This is a genomic window from Actinomadura logoneensis (genome assembly GCF_003428695.1).
GTDB classification, from domain to species: Bacteria; Actinomycetota; Actinomycetes; order Streptosporangiales; family Streptosporangiaceae; genus Spirillospora; species Spirillospora logoneensis.
On record NZ_QURH01000476.1, the window covers coordinates 1 to 1,117 of the forward strand.

2 protein-coding genes are annotated in these 1,117 nt (G+C 72.2%); both read right to left on the bottom strand.

The window, feature by feature from the left end; all coding sequences use genetic code 11:
* Positions 1-39: 39 nt before the first annotated feature.
* Positions 40-570 (bottom strand): SRPBCC domain-containing protein, encoded by a 531-nt coding sequence (locus DZF91_RS23430; RefSeq protein ID WP_117359511.1) that lies wholly within the window; start codon positions 568-570, stop codon positions 40-42.
* Between the two features lie 349 nt (positions 571-919).
* Positions 920-1,117, bottom strand: a 198-nt coding sequence (locus DZF91_RS23435) for a hypothetical protein (RefSeq protein ID WP_147341311.1), incomplete at its 5' end; no start/stop codon positions are given.

The following is a 1,117-nucleotide window of genomic DNA, read 5'->3' on the forward strand; positions in this document are numbered from 1 at the left end:
CCGGGCCGTCCGAAACGGCCCGGACCGGCGGGCGGAGGATCAGGGCACCAGTTCGGCGTAGTGCTTCTGGAGGGCCTGCCGGTCGTCCGGGGTCCACTCGGGGACCTCCTCGCCGCGCAGCCGGACCTCGATCATGTCGAGCAGGTGGTGCCAGCCCGCGCCGTTGCGCGCCAGGATCATGATCGGGTCGATGTCCTGGCCCTCGGAGGCGGCCCGCACGTCGGCCAGGCTCATCACGTGCGTGAGGTCGATCCTCGAGCCGCCGCCGGCCTCGTCCACCCGCCAGGTGACGACCGCGCTCGGGTTCATCTCCTGGAAGTAGGTGTGCTCGAGCAGGTGCGGCGGCTCGGCCTTGAGGACCTTGTCCTCGACCCGCTGGGTCCCCATGTGGACCTCGACGATCCGCCCGCCGGGGCGCGGGTCGAACTCCTCGACCTCCACCCCCATCCACTGGGCGATCTCGGCCGGCGTGGTGATGATCCGCCAGGTCTCGGCGGCGGGGTGGTCCAGCCGCCGCTCGTAGTGGAAGCGGGCCTGGTCGCCGTCGCGCTCGATGGTGCCGTCGGTCATGTCCTGCTGCTCCTTGGCGTCGGGATGGGGTCGCGGCGCGTCCGGCCGCCGCGACCAGTGCCGAGTCGCGCGGCCGGTTCCCCGGCGGACGGTTCGCCGTCGGGCGGGACGTCCGGGATCCGACGCCGCTGCGGCTGCGCGAGCACCGCGAAAGCGTTCACTCTGAGTAATGTTCCATGTACGTAATATGGTGTCAAGAGCGCGCGCCGCCGCCCCGCGAGGGCGTTGCGAGCCCCTTTCCCGAGCCCTTCGACAACCCTGCGGAACGCGCCGTCAGGCACCCCCGTACGGCGGGCGATCAGGCGCGGCCAGGCCCGATCAGGCGCGGTCGGACGCGCCGGGCGTGCGGTCAGTGGGCGGCGCGGGCCGGTGCGGTGGGCGGCGTCCCGTCCTGCGGGATGGCGCCCCTGAAGGTGAACTTGGCGGTCTCGCCGGTGCCCTCGGTCCCGACGATGACGATCTGTCCGGCGGTGAGTTCGCCGTACAGGATCTTCTCCGACAGGTTGTCCTCGATCTCGCGCTGGATGGTGCGGCGCAGCGGCCGGGC